This window comes from Streptomyces sp. WELS2, from assembly GCF_013870595.1.
Taxonomy (GTDB): domain Bacteria; phylum Actinomycetota; class Actinomycetes; order Streptomycetales; family Streptomycetaceae; genus Streptomyces.
In genome coordinates, this window is sequence record NZ_JACBWZ010000664.1 from 1 (window position 1) to 3521 (window position 3521).

At 75.1% G+C, this 3521-nt stretch carries 4 protein-coding genes; all 4 read left to right on the top strand.

The window, feature by feature from the left end; all coding sequences use genetic code 11:
* Nucleotides 1–154, top strand: a 154-nt coding sequence (locus tag H5J33_RS38445) for a DUF6643 family protein (protein ID WP_399552942.1), incomplete at its 5' end; no start/stop codon positions are given.
* 42 nt (nt 155–196) lie between these two features.
* Nucleotides 197–1057: an MOSC domain-containing protein gene (locus H5J33_RS27690; protein ID WP_181797564.1), complete on the top strand. Its 861-nt coding sequence runs from the start codon at nt 197–199 to the stop codon at nt 1055–1057.
* A 168-nt stretch (nt 1058–1225) separates the two neighbouring features.
* On the top strand, nt 1226–1831 hold the full coding sequence (locus H5J33_RS27695) for a hypothetical protein (RefSeq protein ID WP_181797565.1): 606 nt from the start codon (nt 1226–1228) through the stop codon (nt 1829–1831).
* A gap of 217 nt (nt 1832–2048) precedes the next feature.
* On the top strand, nt 2049–3521 hold a 1473-nt coding region (locus H5J33_RS27700), incomplete at its 3' end, for a right-handed parallel beta-helix repeat-containing protein (protein ID WP_181797566.1).

Here is a 3521-nt window from a genome sequence, read left to right on the forward strand (position 1 = left end):
GCACGGGCTCGCCGGCCGGGGACAGCCCCCGCAGCAGCAGCGGCCGGCGGCGGGAGGCAACGGGTACGAGGCGATGCGCCCGGCCGCGCCGCGTCCCGCGCCGGCCCCCTACCAGGATCCGTACAACAACCAGCAGCAGTACCGCGGTTACTGACGGCGCCCGCGGCTGTCGGTGCCGCCTGGCACGATGGACCGCATGGGAAACGCCGTAGTGCAGTCGATCCACGTCCATCCGGTCAAGGCGCTCCGGGGCGTATCGCCCCGGACGGCCGTGGTGGAGCCCTGGGGCCTGGCCGGTGACCGGCGCTGGACGTTGATCGACGACGGGGGAACGGTCGTCACACAGCGCGAGTCGCCGCGCCTGGCGCTGGCCGCCGCCGAGCCTTTGGCCGGCGGCGGCGTTCGTCTGTCCGCACCCGGCCGGCAGCCGCTGACGGTCGAGGTGCCGAAGCCGTCCGGAACCGTCCTGGTGGACGTGTTCCGCACGAAGGTGGAGGCGGTCCCGGCCGCCGCCGCGGCGCACGCCTGGTGCAGCGCCTATCTGGGGGCCGAGGTCCGCCTGGTCCACCTGGACGAGCCGGCCGTCCGCCGCCCGGTCGACCCGGAGTACGCCCTGCCCGGCGAGACCGTGAGCTTCGCCGACGGCTTCCCCCTGCTGGTCACCACGGCGGCCTCGCTGGAGGCGCTGAACTCCCTGATAGCCGACGGGCCGCACGCCCACGAGGGCCCCCTGCCCATGAACCGGTTCCGGCCCAACCTCGTCATCGCCGGCACCGAGCCCTGGGCGGAGGACGACTGGATGCGGATCTCCGTCGGCGACGTGGTCTTCCGGGCCACCAAGCCCAGCGCGCGGTGCGTGGTGACCACCACCGACCAGGGCACCGCCGCACGCGGCCGGGAGCCCCTGTACACGCTGGCACGCCACCGCAGGAGGGACGGGAAGGTGCTGTTCGGGCTGAACCTCGTGCCCGTCACGCCCGGCACCGTCGGCGTCGGCGACCCGGTGCGGGTGCTGGAGCGCGCCTCGGACGGCGCCCGTGCGGCGCAGGGACGATGATCCGCCGGTCCGGGAACCGGGGCCCGTGCGCCGGTCGTTGAGGGGGCGTGAGAAATTCGTGAGAGACCGCGTACATCCGAGGTCACGGCGCTGGTGATGCCGCCCGCTCCCGGTCCGGGTCCGGGCGGGCACCGCCGCCGGGGGTGGTGACGGACCGGAAGGGGGGACATGCGGGCACTCAGTGGGCTGTGGCGCTGGCGGCGCAATCCGCTGCGCCGCACGACCGATCTGGCCGAGGCGTGGCTGGCCCTCGTCGCGCTGCTGCTGATCGCCGTGGCCGCGCCCGTGACGGGCTGGCTGGTCGGGCGGGCCGCCCAGGACTCGCTCCAGCGGTCCGTGCGGCAGCAGCAGCACGTGCGCCATCTCGTGACGGCCACCGTGGTGCGGGAGTTGGGCGGCACCCTGCCGGAGGCCGACCCGGAGTCGTCCTCCGCGCGCGAGAGCCACAGCCGGGTCCTGGCGTACTGGCGGGCGCCGGACGGCACCCGGCGGCAGGGCCCGGTCCTCGCGGACCTGAAGTCCCCGCACCCGGGGGACCACTTCAGGCTGTGGACCGACCCGCGGGGCCGGATGACCATCCGCCCGCTGGACTCCGCCACGGCGACGACGCACGCCGTGCTGGCGGGGCTCGGCGCGGCCCTGCTGACCGGGGTCCTGGTCGAGACCGGCCGGCGGGTGACCGTATGGCGCCTGGTACGGCGGCGGTACGCACGCTGGGACCAGGCGTGGGAGCGGGCCGGCCCGGACTGGGGCAAGGCGGACACCAGCAGCTGACGGCCTCGAGACTCCGGTCAACCGGGCTTGTCCGCACGCGCTACGGTGGACCGGCCGAAGCACTGCCGGCGACGCCCCGGGGTGCGTGACCCCGGGGCCGGGGGCCCGGGAGTGCGAACGCGCTCACGCCCGCGGGCCGGGCACGACCGCGGTCCGGCAGCAGCGCCCCGACGGGCGGCGGGCCATCAGGACGACGAGGTGGGGGCACAGCAACGCCATGGCACAGGGCACGGTCCAGGTGACGCACACCGGTACATCGCGGTGGCGGCGCCGCACGGGTGAGTACGCGTCGCTGGCCGCCGCCCTGGAGGCAGCCGCCGACGGCGACGTCCTCACCATCGCCCCCGGCACCTACCGGGAGAACCTCGTCGTACACCGGGCGGTGACGCTGCGGGGGTCCGACGGCACGGCCGGTTCGGTGCGGATCGCGCCCGTGGACGGGGTGCCGCTCACCGTGCGGGCCTCGGCGGTGGTGCGGGACGTACATGTGGAGGGCCAGGACGCGGCGGTGCCCGCGCTGCTGGTCGAGGAGGGCACCCCCGAGCTGTCGGACGTGCGGATCGTCACCCGGTCCGCCGTCGGCATCGAGGTGCGCGGCGGCGCCCGCCCGGCCGTGCGCCGGTGCACCGTCGACAACCCGGCAGGCGTCGGCATCGCCGTACTCGACGCCGGCGGCGGGGTGTTCGAGGACTGCGAGGTCGTCGCGGCCGGGCAGGCGGGCGTGACGGTCCGCGACGGGGCCCGGCCGCGGCTGGAGCGCTGCCGGGTGCACCACGCCTTTGGCACCGGACTCACCGTGACCGGGGAGAACACCGCGCTGGAGGCGGTGGGCTGCGAGATCTACGAGGTGCGCGGCGCGGGCGTGCAGGTCACCCAGCGGGCCACCGCGCATCTGACCGACTGCGAGGTGCACCGCACCAGCGCCGACGGCATCACCCTGGACATCGACGCGGTGCTCACGCTCGCCGACTGCCGGCTGCACGACATCCCGGAGAACGCGGTCGACCTGCGCTCCCGTTCGGTCCTCACGCTGACCCGGACGACGGTGCGCCGGTTCGGGCGCAACGGCCTGTCGGTGTGGGACCCGGGCACCCGGGTGGACGCCAACCAGTGCGAGATATCCGACAGCACCGGCGACTATCCGGCGGTGTGGGTGAGCGACGGTGCCACCGCGGTGCTCGACTCCTGCCGGGTGCACGACGTGCCGGACGCGCTGTTCGTGCTGGACCGCGGCTCCCGCGCGGACGTCGTCGACAGCGACCTGTCCCAGGTGCGCAACACGGCGGTGTCGGTGAGCGACGGGGCGACCGCGCAGCTGGACGACTGCCGCATCCGGGAGGCGGCCACCGGCGCCTGGTTCCGCGACCACGGCAGCGGCGGCACGCTGAACAACTGCACCGTGGAGGACACCCAGACCGGGGTGATCGTCACCAAGGGCGCCGACCCGGTCATCGAGCGCTGCACGGTCGGCTCCCCCGCCGAGGCGGGTTTCTACGTCTCCGCGGGCGGCCGGGGCAGCTTCCTGAACTGCCGGGTCACCGGCAGCGGGGGCTACGGCTTCCATGTGATCGACGGCAGCCGCACGACACTGCGCAAGTGCCGTACGGAGCGCTGCGCGCGCGGCGGCTACGAGTTCGCCGACGGGGGGCCGGACGCGGCCTCGGGGACGGGACCGGTCGTGGAGGACTGC

Bases quoted from the DNA above. Each gene is read 5' to 3' on its own strand.
- H5J33_RS27690 (WP_181797564.1), top strand. From the start codon at position 197: ATGGGAAACGCCGTAGTGCAGTCGATCCACGTCCATCCGGTCAAGGCG.
- H5J33_RS27695 (WP_181797565.1), top strand. From the start codon at position 1,226: ATGCGGGCACTCAGTGGGCTGTGGCGCTGGCGGCGCAATCCGCTGCGC.